The organism is Rhizobium sp. LARHSG275 (assembly GCF_052871115.1).
In genome coordinates, this window is sequence record NZ_JBIXJN010000010.1 from 200,802 (window position 1) to 218,677 (window position 17,876).

At 61.4% G+C, this 17,876-nt stretch carries 20 protein-coding genes; 15 read left to right on the forward strand and 5 right to left on the reverse strand.

Translation table 11 applies throughout. The features are described 5' to 3' along the window. Positions 1-33: 33 nt before the first annotated feature. The 4 genes from rpe to purB all read left to right on the forward strand — a co-directional run bounded on the left by rpe (position 34) and on the right by purB (position 3,300). Positions 34-711: a ribulose-phosphate 3-epimerase gene (gene rpe / locus ACIPSK_RS15935; protein WP_162117066.1), complete on the forward strand. Its 678-nt coding sequence runs from the start codon at positions 34-36 to the stop codon at positions 709-711. Beyond that, positions 708-1,427 carry a DUF2259 domain-containing protein gene (locus ACIPSK_RS15940; RefSeq protein WP_162117065.1) on the forward strand — a complete coding sequence of 240 codons (720 nt, stop codon included), beginning with the start codon at positions 708-710 and terminating at the stop codon, positions 1,425-1,427. The genes rpe and ACIPSK_RS15940 overlap by 4 nt, the downstream gene beginning before the upstream one ends. 2 nt (positions 1,428-1,429) lie before the next feature. Then, positions 1,430-1,930 (forward strand): hypothetical protein, encoded by a 501-nt coding sequence (locus ACIPSK_RS15945; RefSeq protein ID WP_162117064.1) that lies wholly within the window; start codon positions 1,430-1,432, stop codon positions 1,928-1,930. A gap of 62 nt (positions 1,931-1,992) precedes the next feature. Next, positions 1,993-3,300, forward strand: coding sequence for an adenylosuccinate lyase (gene purB / locus ACIPSK_RS15950; protein ID WP_162117063.1), 1,308 nt, complete (start codon positions 1,993-1,995; stop codon positions 3,298-3,300). Between the two features lie 45 nt (positions 3,301-3,345). Here the strand turns inward: purB and ACIPSK_RS15955 are convergent, their stop codons facing one another. The 3 genes from ACIPSK_RS15955 to ACIPSK_RS15965 all read right to left on the reverse strand — a co-directional run bounded on the left by ACIPSK_RS15955 (position 3,346) and on the right by ACIPSK_RS15965 (position 5,256). Beyond that, on the reverse strand, positions 3,346-3,768 hold the full coding sequence (locus tag ACIPSK_RS15955; protein WP_162117062.1) for a hypothetical protein: 423 nt from the start codon (positions 3,766-3,768) through the stop codon (positions 3,346-3,348). Positions 3,769-3,816: 48 nt separating this feature from the next. Next, positions 3,817-4,296: a low affinity iron permease family protein gene (locus ACIPSK_RS15960; protein WP_162117170.1), complete on the reverse strand. Its 480-nt coding sequence runs from the start codon at positions 4,294-4,296 to the stop codon at positions 3,817-3,819. Positions 4,297-4,449: 153 nt separating this feature from the next. Then, positions 4,450-5,256, reverse strand: coding sequence for a DUF2189 domain-containing protein (locus tag ACIPSK_RS15965; RefSeq protein ID WP_162117061.1), 807 nt, complete (start codon positions 5,254-5,256; stop codon positions 4,450-4,452). A 176-nt stretch (positions 5,257-5,432) separates the two neighbouring features. On the opposite strand from ACIPSK_RS15965, the gene ACIPSK_RS15970 reads away from it, so the two are divergent. The 7 genes from ACIPSK_RS15970 (at position 5,433) to ACIPSK_RS16000 (ending at position 11,422) form a co-directional block, all read left to right on the forward strand. Further along, a complete protein-coding gene (locus ACIPSK_RS15970) occupies positions 5,433-5,987 on the forward strand; it encodes an RBBP9/YdeN family alpha/beta hydrolase (protein WP_162117060.1) in 555 nt (184 codons plus the stop codon). Between the two features lie 96 nt (positions 5,988-6,083). Beyond that, entirely contained in the window at positions 6,084-8,384 is a 2,301-nt protein-coding gene (locus ACIPSK_RS15975; protein WP_446532946.1) for a bifunctional diguanylate cyclase/phosphodiesterase, read from the forward strand. 272 nt (positions 8,385-8,656) lie between these two features. Beyond that, positions 8,657-9,421, forward strand: a complete 765-nt coding sequence (purC, locus tag ACIPSK_RS15980) for a phosphoribosylaminoimidazolesuccinocarboxamide synthase (protein ID WP_003540062.1) — start codon at positions 8,657-8,659, stop codon at positions 9,419-9,421. Positions 9,422-9,436: 15 nt separating this feature from the next. Further along, complete coding sequence (gene purS, locus ACIPSK_RS15985; RefSeq protein WP_012757626.1) at positions 9,437-9,679, forward strand: phosphoribosylformylglycinamidine synthase subunit PurS; 243 nt, start codon at positions 9,437-9,439, stop codon at positions 9,677-9,679. 44 nt (positions 9,680-9,723) lie between these two features. Then, positions 9,724-10,278, forward strand: a complete 555-nt coding sequence (locus tag ACIPSK_RS15990; protein ID WP_017964480.1) for an RNA 2'-phosphotransferase — start codon at positions 9,724-9,726, stop codon at positions 10,276-10,278. Further along, on the forward strand, positions 10,275-10,946 hold the full coding sequence (gene purQ, locus ACIPSK_RS15995; protein ID WP_162117058.1) for a phosphoribosylformylglycinamidine synthase subunit PurQ: 672 nt from the start codon (positions 10,275-10,277) through the stop codon (positions 10,944-10,946). Before ACIPSK_RS15990 ends, purQ begins: the two co-directional genes overlap by 4 nt. Before the next feature lie 86 nt (positions 10,947-11,032). Then, the gene (locus ACIPSK_RS16000) at positions 11,033-11,422 is read left to right on the forward strand and encodes a hypothetical protein (protein ID WP_017964482.1); all 390 of its coding nucleotides are present in this window, start codon (positions 11,033-11,035) and stop codon (positions 11,420-11,422) included. A 28-nt stretch (positions 11,423-11,450) separates the two neighbouring features. Here ACIPSK_RS16000 and ACIPSK_RS16005 read toward each other — a convergent pair whose 3' ends face one another. After that, complete coding sequence (locus tag ACIPSK_RS16005) at positions 11,451-11,708, reverse strand: DUF1127 domain-containing protein (protein WP_162117057.1); 258 nt, start codon at positions 11,706-11,708, stop codon at positions 11,451-11,453. Positions 11,709-11,789: 81 nt separating this feature from the next. Here ACIPSK_RS16005 and ACIPSK_RS16010 point away from each other — a divergent pair, with 81 nt between their 5' ends. The 4 genes from ACIPSK_RS16010 to ACIPSK_RS16025 all read left to right on the forward strand — a co-directional run bounded on the left by ACIPSK_RS16010 (position 11,790) and on the right by ACIPSK_RS16025 (position 16,498). Further along, the gene (locus ACIPSK_RS16010; RefSeq protein ID WP_162117056.1) at positions 11,790-13,208 is read left to right on the forward strand and encodes an aminotransferase-like domain-containing protein; all 1,419 of its coding nucleotides are present in this window, start codon (positions 11,790-11,792) and stop codon (positions 13,206-13,208) included. Between the two features lie 121 nt (positions 13,209-13,329). Continuing rightward, positions 13,330-13,893, forward strand: coding sequence for an acyloxyacyl hydrolase (locus tag ACIPSK_RS16015; protein WP_162117055.1), 564 nt, complete (start codon positions 13,330-13,332; stop codon positions 13,891-13,893). 117 nt (positions 13,894-14,010) lie between these two features. Next, positions 14,011-16,245, forward strand: coding sequence for a phosphoribosylformylglycinamidine synthase subunit PurL (gene purL / locus ACIPSK_RS16020; protein WP_162117054.1), 2,235 nt, complete (start codon positions 14,011-14,013; stop codon positions 16,243-16,245). A 19-nt stretch (positions 16,246-16,264) separates the two neighbouring features. Next, positions 16,265-16,498: a BolA/IbaG family iron-sulfur metabolism protein gene (locus ACIPSK_RS16025; RefSeq protein WP_003540079.1), complete on the forward strand. Its 234-nt coding sequence runs from the start codon at positions 16,265-16,267 to the stop codon at positions 16,496-16,498. 34 nt (positions 16,499-16,532) lie between these two features. Here the strand turns inward: ACIPSK_RS16025 and ACIPSK_RS16030 are convergent, their stop codons facing one another. Continuing rightward, positions 16,533-17,714 carry a hypothetical protein gene (locus tag ACIPSK_RS16030; protein WP_162117053.1) on the reverse strand — a complete coding sequence of 394 codons (1,182 nt, stop codon included), beginning with the start codon at positions 17,712-17,714 and terminating at the stop codon, positions 16,533-16,535. Between the last annotated feature and the right edge of the window lie 162 nt (positions 17,715-17,876).

Here is a 17,876-nt window from a genome sequence, read left to right on the forward strand (position 1 = left end):
CGCACTCTGGCGGCCCATACGGAGTAAGATTTGATGACGCTGCCCATTCGCATTGCCCCCTCGATCCTCGCAGCGGATTTCGCCAGGCTCGGCGAGGAGGTGCGCGACGTGACGGCCGCCGGCGCCGACTGGATCCATCTCGACGTGATGGACGGGCATTTCGTGCCCAACATCTCCTTCGGCCCCGATGTCATCAAGTCGCTGCGCTCCTATACATCAGCCACCTTCGACTGCCACCTGATGATCTCGCCGGTCGACGATTATCTCGAAGCCTTCGCCAAGGCCGGCTGCGACCGCATCACCGTCCATGCCGAAGCCGGACCGCATCTGCACCGCTCGCTGCAGACTGTCCGCAACCTCGGCAAGAAGGTCGGCGTGACGATCAATCCGGCGACACCGCTCAGCGCCGTCGAGAACGTGCTCGACGATGTCGACCTCATCCTGATCATGTCGGTCAATCCCGGTTTCGGCGGGCAGAAGTTCATTCCGGCGATGGCGGGAAAGATCGCGGCGGCGAAGTCACTGATCGGTGATCGGCCGATCGAACTCGAGGTCGACGGCGGCGTCACGGTGGAAACGGCGCCTGATATCGCGCGGGCGGGCGGCAATGTCCTCGTCGCCGGCTCGGCAATTTTCAAGGGCGATACGGTCGAGGATTACCGCCGGACCGTCGCCGATCTGCGTCAGGCAGCCGAAGGGGCACGAGCATGAAGAAGCGTCTCATCATCGGCGGCATCATTGCCGCAGCATTTGCCGGCCTGCCCGGCCTGTCACTTGCCGGCGACATCGCCAATATCCAGCCGATCGGTTTTTCCGCTGACGGCAAGGTTTTCGGATTCCAGGAATTCGGCATCAAGCAGAGCGTCCCCTACTCCAACACTTATTTCGTCGATACCGAAGACGGCCACTATCTCGAGGGCACACCCTTCCGCACCGAACTGACCGATAAGGACGCCAATCTCTCCAAGGCGCGGCGGCAGAACCTGACGGCGGCGCGCAGCCAGATGGACAAATACGATCTGTTGACCAATCCCGGCCTGATCGCCGCCTTCAATCCACCGACCGAACTCGGCTCGCCTTCGAAGACGATCCGCTACACGACGCTTGCGACGGACGGTCCGCCGAAGGCGCCCTATACGCTCTCGCTCGGCGAGATGCCGGTGCCGACGCCGAAGGATTGCGCCGCGATCGATAGACGCGTCATCGGCTTCAGCCTGCAGATGATCGAGAAGGAAGGCGCTCCGAACCGGCAGGCGGCGCGCCAGGCCACCACGGTTCCGGCCGAGCGCACGTGCTCGGTCGAATACCGGATCGGCGGCGCGATGGTCTATCAGCCGGAAGGCGGAAACCAGGTTCACATCGCCCTCGTCCTGGCCTTCGATGCGACAAGGAACGGACGCTGGATCGCCGTTCCTGTTCATCCCTAAGCATGGATCGCCCCCCGATAGATCGTCTAAGAGCTGCATGGCCGCCCTACCCCGATCTGATCGCCGGCGCGTTGCTTTGGGGCATGCAGATGCTTGCCGCCGCCATGTTCGGCCTTTACCTGCGCAACGGCCTGCAGACGAGCCGCCTTGCCGAGGTCGCAGCACTTTATTTCGCCGGCGGCCTGTTGGCCTGGCCGTTCGCCTTGCCGGTTGCCCGCTTCTTTGCTTATGGCAGGCAGCCGGAAGCGCGTTTTGCCGCTTTTTTCGTGACGCTGACCGCAGCTACGATCCTGATGACCGCCTTCCTCTTCGCCATGGAATACCGGATCTTCTATTCGCGCTGGCACGCGCCCTTCGGCAGTATCGTCTGGGCCTTCCAGTTCGTCTTCACCAGTATCAGCGCCGTCTACCAGTTCCTGGTGATCGGCCTGCGCCTCTTCCTGCCGCTCGGCCTCGTCTGTCTTGTCGCAAGCAGCTATCATCTTGCCAAACGCATGCGTTGAGATTGCCGCCCGTCTTTGCTACAGGGGCGCTAACAAACCTCTTGAAGTGAAGGCAGCCGCCCATGATCCCGCGTTATTCTCGGCCCGAAATGGTCGCCATCTGGTCTCCCGAAACCAAGTTCCGCATCTGGTTCGAGATCGAGGCGCATGCCTGCGACGCGCTGGCCGAACTCGGCGTCATCCCGAAATCGGCGGCAAAGACGATCTGGGAAAAAGGCGGCTCCGCCACCTTCGATGTCGACCGCATCGATGAGATCGAGGCTGTCACCAAGCATGACGTCATCGCCTTCCTCACCCACCTCGCCGAGATCGTCGGCCCGGATGCGCGCTTCGTTCACCAGGGCATGACTTCGTCCGACGTGCTCGACACCTGCTTCAACGTCCAGCTGGTCCGCGCCACGGACATCCTGCTTGCCGATATCGACCGGCTGCTCGAAGCGCTGAAACGCCGCGCCTTCGAACACAAGGACACCGTCACCATCGGCCGTTCGCACGGCATCCACGCCGAGCCTACCACCTTCGGCGTCAAGCTGGCGCTCGCCTATGCCGAATTCGAGCGCTGCCGCCAGCGTCTCGTCGCCGCGCGCGAGGAAGTCGCGACCTGCGCCATATCGGGCGCCGTCGGCACCTTCGCCAATATCGATCCGCGCGTCGAGGAACATGTCGCCAAGGCGCTTGGCCTGAAGGCCGAGCCGGTCTCGACACAGGTCATCCCGCGTGACCGCCACGCGATGTATTTCGCCACGCTCGGCGTCGTCGCCTCGTCGATCGAGCGGCTGGCAACCGAAATCCGCCACCTGCAGCGCACCGAGGTGCTCGAAGCCGAAGAATATTTCTCGCCCGGCCAGAAGGGCTCTTCGGCCATGCCGCACAAGCGCAACCCGGTTCTGACCGAAAACCTGACCGGCCTTGCCCGCATGGTCCGCTCCTACGCCATGCCGGCGATGGAAAACGTCGCCCTCTGGCATGAACGCGATATCTCCCATTCCTCGGTCGAACGCATGATCGGCCCTGATGCCACCGTGACACTCGATTTCGCCCTGTCGCGGCTCGCCGGCGTCATCGAAAAGCTGCTGGTCTATCCCGAGAATATGGAAAAGAACCTCAACAAATTCCGCGGCCTCGTCCATTCGCAGCGTGTTCTGCTGGCACTGACCCAGGCCGGCACTTCCCGCGAAGATGCCTACCGCCTCGTCCAGCGCAACGCTATGAAGGTCTGGGAACAGGGCAAGGATTTTCTGGAAGAGCTGCTGGCGGATGCGGAGGTCCGCGCTGCGCTTTCGGAAGAGGATATTCGGGAGAAGTTCGATCTCGGCTACCATACCAAGCATGTGGGTACGATCTTCCGCCGGGTCTTTGGGACGGCTTGAGGGTCGCGGTCAACGCAGTGACGGCGCCCCTGCTCGGCGCCGTCTTCAACATATCTCGCTGTTGTTATTTATTAGCTGGTTTCTCCTTACCCGCAGCCTCAACATAATTGGGAAAGCGATACAGGCGACGAGGACAGAAGGAAGGCAGTAGGCCAAAACGAACAACAAAAAGACGAGCTCTTTTTCTCCGAAGCCAGACAACGACAGAAACACTGCTGCAATCAAAGACAGCGTGCCAATAAAAACAATAAACGCCCAGAAACACGGCCGCGAATTCATTTCGATATATTTAATTCGATAGGAAATAAACAATATAAAAATGAAGGGGAGCGAAAAAATAAACTTCGCGATCAAAGTGCCCATGGCCAGATCTCCGAAGAAAAATGGCAGATGACCAACCGTTATTCCAAGCAGATAGGCCTGAAAAAACAGCTCAGTCTGGGGCTCTCTTAGTTCGGAATCGACCATCTTCCCTACGCAATACGAACTCATCGTCTTGGAACTGTATTTAGCGATTCAATTTTTCTCAAGTGGCCGCTGTTTCTGCTTCGACGCCTTGGCAGCCACAGAGCGCTTAGGTGCCTCCGCCTTTTTCGACGGCGTCGCTTTTGCCGCCTCCGATGTCCTGCCAGCCTCCGTCTCGCCCCTGCCCTTTGCGGCCTTGGCGACCAGTTCGTCGAGACGTTTCAGTTCTTCCTCGTCGAGATTCTCGATGCCGATGAAACGGTTTTCGGCATGGCTGGTCAGGATGATTTCGTTGAGCTTGGCCTGGATCGCCCGCGTGTCGCGTGTCTGGGCGTTCTGCAGCACGAAAACCATCAGAAAGGTGATGATCGTCGTGCCGGTATTGATGATCAGCTGCCAGGTTTCCGAATAGTCGAAGAAGGGGCCGAGTGCCGCCCAGATAACGACGACGATCAGTGCCAGGATGAAGATGACGGGTTTGCCCGCCCATTCCGATACTTTTGTTGCGAAGCGGGCGAACAGATGCTTCATCGTCACCTCTGCAATCCTCCCTCGAAGCCTCCGGACCATGATGTCGACGACATCATGCTCTCGGCTAAACAAACTCCGAGGTCGGATCGAGGTTCCCCCAGGGATCCGAGATTCCCCCTGGGGGGCCGGGATTCCCCGCAGGCAAGGCTGTGGTTATGCTGTGACTTCCCGCGCAATCAGCTTGCGATAGAGATGCCAGGTCGCATGGCCGAGGATCGGGATAACAAGCGCAAGCCCGGCAAAGACCGGGATCGTGCCGATGACGAGCAGCGCGGCGACGATCAGGCCCCAGAGCAGCACCGGCACCGGATTGAGAATCGTCGCGCGGATCGACGCCGTGACGGCGGCGACTGCCCCGACATCGCGGTCGAGCAGCAGCGGAAAGGTGATGACGGTCATCGCCAGCACGACCAGCGCAAAGACGAAGCCGATGAGATTGCCCCAGATGATCAACTGCATGCCCTCCGACGTGCCGAAGACCTGGCGGAAAAAGTCCGCCATGCTGCGCGGAAAGACCTCGCCGAGCAGATTGCTATAGAGCGTCTGCGCCGTCACCAGCCAGACGACGAAGAGGCCCAAGAGCATCAGCCCGACCGCCACAATCGACGGCAGCGCCGGCGAATGGCGCACCTCGAGTGCATGCGTCCACGACGCGTCGAGGCCGGCCTCGCGCCGGCGGCTGATCTCATAGAGGCCGATCGCCGCGATCGGGCCGATCAGCACGAAACCCGCCATCAGCGGGAAGACCATCGGTAAAAGGTTGGCGCCCGAAGTCCATAGCGTCAGGAAGACGCCGGCGATCGGGTACATCAGGCACAGGAACACATAATGGGACGGTTTCTCCATGAAATCTTCATATCCGCGCTTCAGCGCGTCGAAAACGTCAGCGATACCGATGCGATTGACAACGGGCCGCGCGAAGCTTTCGCTTGCACCCGTCATGACGTGAAATGCCGCCATGGCTTTCTCCTCCTCAGCCGAGACCTGATCGGCGGCGGACAGCATCGGCGGGCAAGCCGACACGAAATCCGCAACCGGCACTGGAGGAATATAGCAACTTTCACGGCCCGTGTCGCTCCCTCCCTTGACATTCCCCTCTTGACATCTTGGACCAGCTTTCTCACATCGGCGGCATCATGAAAGCCTCAGACGCAGATATCCTCATCATCCCCGGTTACACTAATTCCGGCCCGGGCCACTGGCAGAGCCGCTGGGAGGCAAAGCTCAGCACGGCGCGGCGCGTCGAACAGGCCGAATGGACGAAGCCGGTGCGCGAGGACTGGATCGCCCGCATCGCCGAGGAGGTGAACGCCTCGACCCGTCCGGTCGTTCTCGTCGCCCACTCGCTGGGCGTACCCTCGGTGATCCACGCCATCCCGCATTTCCGCAACCGGGTGGCCGGTGCCTTCCTCGTCGCCCCGCCCGATGTCGCCAATCCCGATATCCGCCCAAAGCACCTGATGACCTTCGGTCCCTATCCGCGCGATCCGCTGCCCTTCCCGTCGATCACCGTCGCCAGCCGCAACGATCCGTTCGGCAGCTACGATCATGCCGACGATGTCGCCAGCAGCTGGGGCTCCTTCCTCGTCGATGCCGGCGAGGCCGGTCATATCAATGCCGATTCCGGTCACGGCCCATGGCCCGAAGGCACCATGGTCTTTGCCCAGTTCCTCGGCCGGATCCCTGCCTAATCGAGGAAAAGGCGCCATCCCGCTTGTTGAGCAAGTGCTTTCTAAGTCTTTCTTAATGGAATGACAGCAGACTGCACCGAGGTGAAGTAAGCGAGAATGCCCGTGAAGAAAGCCCATCCAGAAGCCGGTGATCCGCACGGCTATGCCGCAGCGGCCGAGACAGGCATCGGCAATGGGGCAGCGGCCGACGATTCCGATCTGGCCGAGTGCGAAAGCCGCTGGAACCATGCGCTCGTTGGCTCCGGCCTTGGCGTATGGGATCACAATTACCGTCTCGACACGAAATATTACTCGCCGACATGGAAAACCATTCGCGGCATGGCGCCCGACGAGGAAGCCGACGGCGATTACGAAGCTTGGCTGCAGCTCGTTCATCCCGACGATCGCGATTTCGTCGTCCATGCGATCGACCGGCAGAACGCCGGCGATCCCAATTACCAGATCTTCGAGTATCGCGAGCGTCACAAGGACGGTCACTGGGTCTGGATCGAGTGTCGCGGCGCCTGCGTCGAATGGGACGAGAACGGCGTGCCGACGCGCATCATCGGCACGGATACGGATATCACCGCCCGCAAGCAGGCCGAGGAGACGCTGTCGCGTTTGTCGCGCCGGCTCGATCTGGCGCTGGAGGTTTCCCGCATCGGCGTCTTCGAGGCCGATATCGAGCATGATAGCGTCGAATGGGACGATCGCCTCATCGCCATTTACGGGCTGCAGGGCGCCTCGCGCCAGATCGCCAGCGACGCCTGGGCGAAAAGCCTGCATCCCGACGACCGCGAGCGCGTGCTTGGCTTATCCGACCGCAGCGTCGAAAGCGGCCGCGATTTCCAGCAGGAATACCGCATCATCCGCGGCGACGGCGTCGAACGTGTCATCCGCGCCCGCTCGGCCTTCTTCATCGATGGCAACGGCCACCGCAAGCTGATTGGCGCCAACTGGGACGTCACCGAGGAAGTCGCGCTCCGCAACGAGCTGCAGCGCGCCAAGGATCTGGCCGAGGCGCGCAACCGCGAGCTCGAAGCCGCCAAGGAAAGCATCGAGCACCTGGCGCTGCATGATTACCTCACCGGCCTTCCGAACCGCCGCTATCTCGACAAGATGCTGGGCGAGCGTTCGACCGAATGCCAGGCCAAGGGCTTGGCATTGGCGATCCTGCATATCGATCTCGACCGCTTCAAGCAGATCAACGACACGCTCGGCCATCGGGCCGGCGACGCCATGCTGCAGCATGCTGCAAGCGTGCTGAGGAATTCCGTCCGCGCCGCCGATTTTGTCGCTCGCATTGGTGGCGATGAATTCGTCATCCTCTGCGCCGTCGATCCCGCGTCGAAGAAGATCGGCGGCCTTGCCGAACGTCTTATCCGCGAATTGCGCAAACCTGTCAGATATGAGGGGCACGACTGCCGTTTCGGCGCCAGCGTCGGCATCGCCATCGACAGCGGACCGAAGCTCGACCCTAAGCAGATCCTGCTCGACGCCGATATCGCCCTCTATCGCGCCAAGGGCCTCGGCCGCAATCGCTTCGAATTCTTCTCGGCCTCGGCCCGCCGCGACATCATCTCCGCCAAGCATCTCGCCGACGAGATCCTGATCGGCCTCGAACGCAACGAATTCGTGCCCTTCTACCAGCTGCAGTTCGATGCCCGCACGCTGGATGTCACCGGTGTCGAAACGCTTGCCCGCTGGCAGCACCCGGTGCACGGGCTGCTGACGCCCGACCGCTTCCTCGATATCGCCGAGGATCTCGACGTCGTCTCGACCATCGACGCCCTGATCCTGGAGCGCGCCATTGCCGACCGGAAGGCGTGGCTGAAGGACGGGCTGCCGATCCCGAAAATATCGGTCAACGTCTCCGCCAGGCGGCTCGCCGATCCCGATCTGGGCAAGAAGCTTCGCGCCCTGAAGATCGAGCCCGGCACATTCTCCTTCGAACTGCTGGAATCGATCTCGCTCGACGATTGCGACGAGGCGGTGGCCGCCAACCTGAAAAAGCTGCGCAAGCTCGGCATCGACATCCAGATCGACGATTTCGGTACTGGCCATGCCTCGATCGTCAGCCTGCTGCGATTGAGCCCGAAGACGCTGAAGATCGACCGCGAGCTGATCCGCATGCTGCCGCAATCGGCCGAGCAGCGCAAACTCGTCGGCTCGATCATCGATATCGGCCGCTCGCTGAACATCCTCGTCATCGCCGAGGGTGTCGAAACGGCGGATCATATCCGGATTCTCGAAGAACTCGACTGTGACACGCTGCAGGGCTACGCGCTCGCCCGGCCGATGCCGGCCATGCAGATCCCCTCCTTCATCCGCGCCGGAAGCTGGCGCCACGGGCAAACCGCCGCTCGCGCGCTGCAGACGCAGCTTCGCCGCGCGCTGCCAGGCAGAGCCGCCAAATAAAAACCTGCATAAGCGGCCCGCCATTTCGCCTTCATTCCACCGTAGATGAAAAGGCGCTAAACTCCTCTTGCGAATTCATTCGATTCTCTTGGCAGTATTCCGTAAAATTGGAAACCGGGACCGCGAAATCTGGAAACCGGGGCCACGAAATCTGGAAACCAGGGAAGGAGCGACAGGCGGATTGTGAAACCCTCTCTTTTCCTTTAAGGGGACGCCACGAGATCGATCCACTCGCGCTATCCCAAGAGCGCCAACAATAGAGAATGACCACGATGAACCGTCGCCGCCGTATCTACGAGGGCAAGGCAAAGATTCTGTATGAAGGCCCGGAACCGGGCACTTTGATCCAGTTCTTCAAGGACGATGCCACTGCCTTCAACAAGAAGAAGCACGAAGTCATCGATGGCAAGGGCGTCCTCAACAACCGCATCTGCGAATATATCTTCAGCCATCTGAACAAGATCGGCATCCCTACTCATTTTATCCGCCGGCTCAACATGCGCGAGCAGTTGATCAAGGAAGTAGAGATGATCCCGCTGGAGATCGTCGTGCGCAATGTCGCGGCCGGTTCTCTCGCCAAGCGCCTCGGCATCGACGAAGGCGTCGTGCTGCCGCGCTCGATCATCGAATTCTATTACAAGTCCGACGCGCTCGACGATCCGATGGTCTCCGAAGAGCACATCACCGCCTTCGGCTGGGCAAACCCCGCCGAACTCGATGACATCATGGCGCTTGCCATCCGCGTCAACGACTTCATGACCGGCCTCTTCCTCGGCGTCGGCATCCAGCTCGTCGATTTCAAGATCGAATGCGGCCGCCTCTTCGAAGGCGATATGATGCGCATCATCCTCGCTGACGAAATCTCGCCGGACAGCTGCCGGCTCTGGGATATCGAAACCCACGAGAAGATGGACAAGGACCGCTTCCGCCGCGACCTCGGCGGGCTGCTCGAAGCCTATTCCGAAGTTGCGCGCCGTCTCGGCATCATCAATGAAAACGAGCCTGTGCGCGGCACCGGCCCGGTTCTCGTCAAGTAAGGCAGGAAAGACAAAGTGATCAAGGCTCGTGTCACCGTCACGCTGAAAAACGGCGTTCTCGATCCGCAGGGCAAGGCTATCGAGGGTGCGCTTGGCGCCCTCGGCTTCTCGGGCGTCGGCCATGTAAGACAGGGCAAGGTCTTCGACCTGGAGCTGGAAGGAGCTGACAAGGGCAAGGCCGAGGCCGACCTCAAGGCCATGTGCGAAAAATTGCTCGCCAACACGGTGATTGAGAACTACGCAATCGCGATCGACTGATGATCACAGACCCGTCGTCCGGCGGACTTTGAGGATTTGGCGTCATGATGAAAGCAAAGCTGGAGACGGAAGTCTCCAAGTATATGAGCTATGTTTTACGTCATGCGCCTGATGCCGCGGGTTTGACGCTTGATAGCGAGGGTTGGGTGTCGTTCGATGAGCTCGAAAAGGTGTTGGCGTCGAAATACAACGTTTCCCGCGCCGATATTATCGAGATTGTCGACAACAATCCGAAGAAGCGTTTCACGATCGCCGATGGCAGAATTCGCGCAAACCAAGGTCATAGCGTCGACGTCGATCTCGCATTGAACCAGGTTGAACCGCCCGCCGCTCTTTTTCACGGCACGTCTCTGACGAATTGGCAGTCGATCGAGCGCGAAGGCTTGAAGAAAATGCAGCGGCACCACGTTCATCTGTCGGCGGATGTCGAAACGGCAAAAATGGTCGCAGCCCGCCGCAAGGGTGAACATCTCATCCTGCGTGTGGACGCGGCCCGCATGTTTTCAGAGGGTCATTCTTTCTTTGTCTCCGACAATGGAGTATGGCTCGCCGAAAGCATTCCAGTTCAGTATCTTTCGTTAGACGCAGGGACCCCATGAAATCAGCCGTCGTTCAACTTCCGGGCCTCAACCGTGACCGCGACATGATCGCCGCCCTGACCAAGATCTCCGGCAAGCAGCCGGTGACGATCTGGCAGACGGAAACAGAGATCCCCGACGTCGATCTGATCGTCATCCCCGGCGGCTTCTCTTATGGCGATTACCTGCGTTGCGGCGCGATCGCCGCCCGCATGCCGGTCATGCAGGCGATCATCGACAAGGCCGCAAAGGGCGTGAAGGTGCTCGGCGTCTGCAACGGCTTCCAGATCCTCGTCGAGGCCGGTCTGCTGCCCGGCGCGCTGATGCGCAACTCCTCGCTGAAATTCGTCTGCCGTGAGATCAAGCTCGAAGTCGTCAACGCCGAGACGGACTTCACCCGCGCCTACGCGCAGGGCCAGGTCATCCGCTGTCCGGTTGCCCATCACGACGGCAATTATTTCGCCGACGAAGCGACGCTGGCCGCGATCGAAGGCAATGGCCAGGTGGTGTTCCGTTATGCCGAGGGCACCAATCCGAACGGCTCGATCAACGACATCGCCGCCGTCATGAACGAAAAGGGCAACGTGCTCGGCATGATGCCGCATCCCGAGAACCTGATCGAAGCTGCCCATGGCGGCTCGGACGGCCGTGGCCTCTTTGCCTCGGCGCTCGACGTCATCGCCGCCTAAGCCAGTGCCTTGCCCAAAAACACACAGCGGTCGTGGGCAACGGCATACACCCAAAAATCCTTCCGTCCGGATCTGGAGCACGATTGATGCGCCCTCGCCTCGCAAACGCCGCCCTGTTTACCGCTGTCGCAACCATGGTCGCAGCCTGCCAGACGCCGGCGCCGACAGGCCCGAACCGCGCCGCGCTGCCGACCATGGAACGCGTGGCGCTCGCTGCCAATGCCTGCTGGTTCAAATCGGGCGATCCGGCCTTTGCAGCCTATAAGCTCGCGCCGGAGCTCAATTCCTTCTCCGGCCGGCCGCGCATCCTGCTTGTCCACAAGGGCAGCCCGGAAAGCCGGCCGCTGCTCGTCGTTCAGGCCGAAGGAAGCCCGTCGCGCCTGCAGGCCTTCGGTCCGATGATGTCGGAACCGGTCGCCGGCCGCATCACCACCGACGTCAACCGCTGGTCAGGTGGCAACAAGGCCTGCAACTGACCGACCCGGTCAGTTCCGAAAGCACGTTTCAGTCCCAAAAGAACGACTTGCCGACTTCGCGCGCTGCATCTGACTGCGACACCCCGATATCCTTGAGTTCGCTCGCCGTCAGCCCTCTCAGCGCGCGCCGGCCTTCCCGCTTCTGATGCCAGAGAAGGACTGCGGCCCAGATCCGGTCCAGGCGCGTCGTCGCCTCGGCAGGCGCGTCGGGGAGGACGACCTGCCTCCTGTCCTCATAAGAGACAATCGGTACAATTGGCATTTTGATCTCAGGCAAGGCAGACATTCCAGGAATCCTCTCGGTTTGCCATTGGAATTGACTCATACGCTTGACCGATACAATGTGCCAATATATACAATTGTCACCATGACAAATTGGCTTCCCGATATTTCCCGCGGTTCCGGTCCGGTCTATCTCCGGCTTGCCGACAGCATCGAATCCGCCATATCAAGCGGCGCCCTGCCCGCCGGCAGCAAATTGCCGCCGCAGCGCAACCTCGCCTATGATATCGGCGTGACGATCGGGACGATCGGCCGTGCCTATGCGCTGGTACATGAGCGCGGCCTGGTCGCCGGCGAAGTGGGGCGCGGCACCTATGTGCTGAACCGCTCCGAGACGCCGCCCGGAGAGCAAATCGATCCGCTGACCGTCTCGCTCGGCGGCACCCGCATCCAGGATGCGCCGGCCAACAAGATCCGCTTCGACACGACAGCCGCGCCGGATCTCGGTCAGGGCAAGGTCATAGCGGGCATCCTTGCCGAGATCGGCGTGCAGCATCTATCCGAAATCTCTTCCTATTCCCGGAGTTTCCCGCGCAACTGGTTTGAGGCCGGCCGCTTGTGGCTTGCCCGCAGCGGCTGGACGCCGGACGCTGAAAACATCGTGCCGACTCTCGGCGCTCATGCGGCGGCGATATCAGTCGTCGCCGCCGTCTCGGCGCCGGGCGATAAGATCGTCTTCGAGGATCTCACCTATACCCAGGTCAGCCGTAGCGCCCGCCTTCTCGGCCGCCGCACGCTGACGGTCGATTCCGATGAGCTCGGCGTGATCCCCGAGGATTTCGAGCGGCTCTGCCAACAGCAGCATCCGAAGATCGCCTTCCTGATGCCGACCGTCCACAATCCGACGCTGGCGATCATGCCCTATGACCGGCGCGCTGCAATCGCTAGAATCGCCAGGAAGCACGGCGTCTGGCTGATCGAGGACGACCTCTACGGCGGCATGGCCGACGACGACACGCCGCTGCTCGCCTCGATTGCACCCGATCGCACCTTTCTCGTCAACGGCCTGTCGAAAGCGGTCGCCGCCGGCGTGCGCGGCGGCTGGGTTGCCTGCCCGCCGCATTTTGCCCAGCGCATCAAAGTGACGCACAGGATGATCACCGGCGGCCTGCCCTTCATCCTGGCGGAGACCTGCGCGCGCCTTGTCGAAAGCGGCATGGCGCACGAGATCCGCAAGGCAAGTGTTGAGGAACTCTCCCGGCGGGTCCGGCTCGCCCGCGAACAGTTGCAGGGCTTCGATTTCGAATCACACCCGCACGCGCCCTTCCTCTGGCTGAAACTGCCGGAGCCCTGGATGTCGGGCACCTTCAAGAATGCCGCCTTCCGCGATGGCGTGCTCGTCGACGACGAGGACGAGTTCAAGGCGGCGCGCGGGGAGAGACCCTATCATCGCGTCCGCGTCGGTTTCTCTTCGCCGAAGACAGGGCAGGAACTGATCTCGGGACTGATGATCCTGCGCCGGCTGCTGGAAAATGGCGGCTCAGCCTATGATGGGGAAATATGATGTGTTGCAAATACACGTCATAGTCTAAAAAAACATCGCACCCGTGTCGCGCCGCTTTACCCCTCGAACCGTCATGCTACCTCTTGTCATCCCGTCGGGTGAGGGAATCAAAGGACAGCATATGACCATCGACTTCGGAAAAGTCGCTCTGCTATTGTTGGGTATAGCGTCAGTGACAGCGGTGGCCGGCTCGGCAAGTGCAGGCGAGCAGATATTTGACGAATTACGCTTCGGCGCTTCGGCCTCGGTGCAATCGGGCCATACCAGGGAAGACGGCGTCTTTCCCGAAATTACCGCTCTCTTCGATCCTTTCGGCTACGACACGGCGGTCGGCTGGCAGCAACAATTGTTGCATCCCCGCATCCATCTCGGCACCTCGATCGGCACGTCGGGCGAAGCCACTCAGTTCTTCACCGGTTTCACCTGGACGGTCGATTTCAACGAGAAGCTCTTTGCCGAAGCCGGCTTCGGCGGCGTCATCCACACCGGCGATCTCGAGGGCGATGACGACGGCCCCGAACTCGGCTGTCGCGTCCTCTTCCACGAATATCTGGGCGCCGGCTATCGTTTCAACGCTCACTGGAACGTCATGGCCCAGTTCGCCCATTCCTCGCATGCCGATCTCTGCGACGGGCCGAACGACGGCATGACGCGCGCCGGCTTGCAGGTCGGCTACAAGTTCTGAGTGGTTGCTCTTTTGGATAAGTCTGCCCGCCCTCTGTCGACGGCGGGCATTTTCCTGTCGCGCGTCGCCGCTACATAAGCTAAAGACAGCGCAAAACGCGCCAGGGACTTTCCGCTCATGACCATTCCAAACACCATCCCGATCACGCCGGAACTCATCGCAAGCCATGGCCTCAAGCCGGACGAGTACCAGCGTATTCTGGATCTGATCGGCCGCGAACCGACATTTACCGAGCTCGGCATCTTCTCGGCCATGTGGAACGAGCACTGCTCCTACAAATCCTCGAAGAAATGGTTGCGCACGCTGCCGACCAAGGGGCCGCGCGTCATCCAGGGCCCGGGCGAAAATGCCGGCGTGGTCGACATCGATGACGGCGATTGCGTCGTCTTCAAGATGGAGAGCCACAACCACCCCTCCTATATCGAGCCCTATCAGGGGGCTGCTACCGGCGTCGGTGGCATCCTGCGCGACGTTTTCACCATGGGCGCGCGCCCGATCGCCGCGATGAACGCGCTGCGCTTCGGCGAACCGGATCATCCGAAGACCCGCCACCTCGTCTCCGGCGTCGTCTCCGGCGTCGGCGGCTACGGCAATTCCTTCGGCGTGCCGACGGTCGGCGGCGAGGTCGAATTCGACGCTCGCTACAACGGCAACATCCTCGTCAACGCCTTTGCCGCCGGTATTGCGAAGTCCAACGCCATCTTCCTGTCCGAAGCCAAGGGCGTCGGTCTTCCGGTCGTCTATCTCGGCGCCAAGACCGGCCGTGACGGCGTCGGCGGTGCGACGATGGCGTCGGCCGAATTCGACGAATCGATCGACGAGAAGCGCCCGACCGTTCAGGTCGGCGACCCCTTCACCGAGAAGTGCCTGCTGGAAGCCTGCCTCGAGCTGATGCAGACCGGCGCTGTCATCGCCATCCAGGACATGGGTGCGGCCGGCCTCACCTGCTCGGCCGTCGAGATGGGCGCCAAGGGCGATCTCGGCATCCTGCTCGAACTCGACAAGGTGCCTGTCCGCGAAGAGAGGATGACGGCCTACGAGATGATGCTGTCGGAAAGCCAGGAGCGCATGCTCATGGTGCTGCAGCCGGAGAAGGAAGAGGAAGCCAAGGCGATCTTCGTCAAGTGGGGCCTCGATTTTGCCATCGTCGGCTGGACGACCGACGACCTGCGCTTCCGCGTCATGCACCTGGGCGAAGAAGTCGCCAACCTGCCGATCAAGGATCTGGGCGACCAGGCTCCGGAATATGATCGACCCTGGCGCGAATCCGGCAAGCATGCCCCCCTGCCCGCCAATCTTGTCGCCGCACCCGAAGATTATGGCCAGGCGTTGCTGCAACTCGTCGGCTCCGCCAACCAGTCGAGCCGCCGTTGGGTCTATGAGCAATACGACACGCTGATCCAGGGCAATTCGCTGCAGCTTCCGGGCGGCGATGCCGGGGTCGTGCGCGTCGACGGCCATCCCTCCAAGGCGCTCGCTTTCTCCTCCGACGTCACCCCGCGTTATGTCGAGGCAGACCCCTTCGAAGGCGGCAAGCAGGCGGTCGCCGAATGCTGGCGCAACATCACCGCGACAGGCGCCGAACCGCTCGCCGCTACCGACAATCTGAACTTCGGCAATCCCGAAAAGCCCGAGATCATGGGCCAGCTCGTCGAGGCCGTGAAGGGCATCGGCGAGGCCTGCCGCGCGCTGGATTTCCCGATCGTGTCAGGCAACGTCTCGCTTTACAACGAGACCAACGGCGTCGCAATTCTGCCGACCCCGACGATCGCAGGCGTCGGCCTGCTGCCGGACTGGCGCAAGATGGCTCGCATCGGCACTGCCAACGACGGCGACAAGGTGATCATGATCGGCGTCGACGGCAGCCATCTCGGCCAGTCCGTCTATGTGAGAGACGTGCTTTCCAGCCGCGAAGGTCCGGCACCGGAGGTGGATCTGTTTGCCGAGCGCCGCAATGGCGATTTCGTTCGCTCCGTCATCCGCAACGGCCAGGCGACCGCTTGCCACGACATCTCCTCGGGTGGCCTTGCCGTGGCGCTCGCCGAAATGGCGATGGCCTCGGGCAAAGGCCTGACGATCGATCTGAGCGAAGGCAGAGGTGCACCACATGCGCTGCTCTTCGGTGAGGATCAGGCGCGCTACGTCCTCACCTTGCCTGCCGATGTTGCCGATTTCGTCTGCGTCAATGCAGAAGGTGGCGGCGTTCCTTTCCGCCGTCTCGGCACGGTCGGAGGAACGGCGCTCGTCGTCGGCGATCTCATCTCGCTGCCGATTCAGCAATTGCGCGATGCCCATGAATCATGGTTCCCTGACTTCATGGAAGGCCGCGGCGAACTTGCCGCTGCGGAATGATGCGCAAGGAGTAACGATCATGGCCATGAAACCCGGCGATATCGAAGACATGATCAAGGCTGGGATTCCCGGTGCCAAAGTGACGATCCGCGATCTGGCGGGCGACGGCGATCACTACGCCGCCGAAGTCGTCGCCGAAGCCTTTCGCGGCAAGAGCCGCGTGCAACAGCACCAGATGGTCTACGAGGCGCTGAAGGGCAATATGGGCGGCGTGTTGCATGCGCTGGCGCTGCAGACCTCGGCGCCGGAATAGAGCCGACGCAATCCGGACGGACGATGGCCGGCCCTCAGCCGGCCATTCTCTTTTCGTCGGGATCGGCAAAGACCGAGGCCGGCATCGGCCCAGATGTCAAAAGTGTGAAGTCGAAGGGCGCCTGCAGATCAGGCCCAAGCACATATTGCCGGTGGACGCGCAACTGGTCCGTGCGGATCTTGCGGTAGTGCTCGCGCGTCAGCATCTGCTTGACGCGGATCAGGATCATCTTCGCCTGAGGCGCATCCGCATGGCCGGAGACGGCGACGACCGGCACCTTGTAAAAATTGATCGAATCCGTCAGGCACTGCACATCGAGCCAGGAAATCTCGGGACAGCGGGCGATCAGCCCGACACGGGCGCGAAGCAGCTTTGCCGATGACATGAGCGCACATTGCAGGATGGCGCTGCCGAGGGTGGCAAACACCACGCGCTTGCCTTTGAATATCTCCGGCTCTCTTTCCAGCAATATGCCGATGACATGGGCGGCGACGCTCGATCCCATGCTGTGCGAGGAAATCACATATTCGTCCGCCTCTTCGTCAAGCGCCTTGCGCACGCCAGCGGCCCGGTCTTCCAGCCAGCTGTTGAAATCGGCCCGGTCCATACGGCCGAGCGCCACGGCCATTTTCCAATCGGCAAAGAGATGCAGCGTATGGAAACGCTCGGAAAACGGCAGGAAGGCGAAGATGAAGAAACAAAGCGCCAGCGGCCCGCTCCAGAGCATGTGCCACGGCGAAAAGCTAAGAGCGTAGGGCAGGATGGCGATCTGCGCCGTCAGCGCGATCGCCAGCGCGGTCAGCAGGAACGGGAAAAGGAAGAACAGGCCGAAGCGCCAGGCATGGCGGAAATAGCCCCGCATCCCGCCTTCGAGCATGATCTCGGCGCAGCTTCGGAAGCCCGCTATGATCTGGCTCAGCGTGTTGCCGGCACGCAGTCTGCGCACCAGTGCATCGTGATCGACCATATGGATCCGGCTCTTCGTCTGCCAGCCGGGGGATCCGGCCCCTGCCTCCGGCGCTGTGGCCTTCTCACCCGTCGTGACCACGAAACTGACCGGATCGCTCCTCCCGTCCGCTGCCCCTGTCTCAACCGAATAGCCCCAGACGGCTGCACTCTGCCTCGCCGAACGCTCGTAGCGCGCCCTGTGAGCAACGCCGTCAAGCGGCTCGAAGCCCGGGAAATGCAGGACGACCCGCTTCTCGATCAGTTTCATTCCGCTCTTCCGGCCGGGCAAATGGCCGGCATGTTGCTGCGATCCGGCTGCTGTGCCGCTGATATCGGCAAAAAAAGGCAGCTATGATCTCGAAGCCGTCTTGCTAACCGAACTCTTCCGGAATTCAATAGCATCCATGTCGATTCCACCACGAACGGAGGG

Excerpts from the sequence above, each read along its gene's own strand:
- purL (WP_162117054.1), top strand. The coding sequence starts at position 14,011 with ATGACCATTCCAAACACCATCCCGATCACGCCGGAACTCATCGCAAGC.
- ACIPSK_RS15970 (WP_162117060.1), top strand. The coding sequence starts at position 5,433 with ATGAAAGCCTCAGACGCAGATATCCTCATCATCCCCGGTTACACTAAT.
- ACIPSK_RS16000 (WP_017964482.1), top strand. The coding sequence starts at position 11,033 with ATGCGCCCTCGCCTCGCAAACGCCGCCCTGTTTACCGCTGTCGCAACC.
- ACIPSK_RS15940 (WP_162117065.1), top strand. The coding sequence starts at position 708 with ATGAAGAAGCGTCTCATCATCGGCGGCATCATTGCCGCAGCATTTGCC.
- ACIPSK_RS15990 (WP_017964480.1), top strand. The coding sequence starts at position 9,724 with ATGATGAAAGCAAAGCTGGAGACGGAAGTCTCCAAGTATATGAGCTAT.
- purQ (WP_162117058.1), top strand. The coding sequence starts at position 10,275 with ATGAAATCAGCCGTCGTTCAACTTCCGGGCCTCAACCGTGACCGCGAC.
- ACIPSK_RS15965 (WP_162117061.1), bottom strand. The coding sequence starts at position 5,256 with ATGGCGGCATTTCACGTCATGACGGGTGCAAGCGAAAGCTTCGCGCGG.
- ACIPSK_RS15955 (WP_162117062.1), bottom strand. The coding sequence starts at position 3,768 with ATGGTCGATTCCGAACTAAGAGAGCCCCAGACTGAGCTGTTTTTTCAG.
- ACIPSK_RS16015 (WP_162117055.1), top strand. The coding sequence starts at position 13,330 with ATGACCATCGACTTCGGAAAAGTCGCTCTGCTATTGTTGGGTATAGCG.
- rpe (WP_162117066.1), top strand. The coding sequence starts at position 34 with ATGACGCTGCCCATTCGCATTGCCCCCTCGATCCTCGCAGCGGATTTC.
- ACIPSK_RS16030 (WP_162117053.1), bottom strand. The coding sequence starts at position 17,714 with ATGAAACTGATCGAGAAGCGGGTCGTCCTGCATTTCCCGGGCTTCGAG.
- ACIPSK_RS15945 (WP_162117064.1), top strand. The coding sequence starts at position 1,430 with ATGGATCGCCCCCCGATAGATCGTCTAAGAGCTGCATGGCCGCCCTAC.
- purB (WP_162117063.1), top strand. The coding sequence starts at position 1,993 with ATGATCCCGCGTTATTCTCGGCCCGAAATGGTCGCCATCTGGTCTCCC.
- ACIPSK_RS16005 (WP_162117057.1), bottom strand. The coding sequence starts at position 11,708 with ATGTCTGCCTTGCCTGAGATCAAAATGCCAATTGTACCGATTGTCTCT.
- ACIPSK_RS16025 (WP_003540079.1), top strand. The coding sequence starts at position 16,265 with ATGGCCATGAAACCCGGCGATATCGAAGACATGATCAAGGCTGGGATT.
- ACIPSK_RS15975 (WP_446532946.1), top strand. The coding sequence starts at position 6,084 with ATGCCCGTGAAGAAAGCCCATCCAGAAGCCGGTGATCCGCACGGCTAT.
- ACIPSK_RS15960 (WP_162117170.1), bottom strand. The coding sequence starts at position 4,296 with ATGAAGCATCTGTTCGCCCGCTTCGCAACAAAAGTATCGGAATGGGCG.
- ACIPSK_RS16010 (WP_162117056.1), top strand. The coding sequence starts at position 11,790 with ATGACAAATTGGCTTCCCGATATTTCCCGCGGTTCCGGTCCGGTCTAT.
- purC (WP_003540062.1), top strand. The coding sequence starts at position 8,657 with ATGAACCGTCGCCGCCGTATCTACGAGGGCAAGGCAAAGATTCTGTAT.